This is a genomic window from Paenibacillus sp. BJ-4, assembly GCF_020404765.1.
Taxonomy (GTDB): domain Bacteria; phylum Bacillota; class Bacilli; order Paenibacillales; family Paenibacillaceae; genus Paenibacillus.
On record NZ_JAIVEM010000070.1, the window covers coordinates 1 to 211 of the forward strand.

Consider the following 211-nt stretch of genomic DNA (forward strand, 5'->3'; position numbering starts at 1 on the left):
CTTTAAGCTGATCTTGTGTAAACAAGTGAAACTAAGGTAGTCAATCGTATTTACATTGTAAATACTAGGTTAAGCTACAAAGAGCACACGGAGGATGCCTAGGCGTCAGGAGCCGACGAAGGACGTGGCGAACAACGATAAAGCCTCGGGGAGCTGTAAGCAAGCTTTGATCCGGGGATGTCCGAATGGGGAAACCCGGCTGTCTTCATCG

The 211-nt window shown here is 48.3% G+C and carries 1 rRNA gene; it reads left to right on the plus strand.

The annotated features are described in order from the left end of the window. Positions 1-67: 67 nt before the first annotated feature. Positions 68-211 (plus strand): 23S ribosomal RNA (locus LCF57_RS11170); the annotation flags it as partial.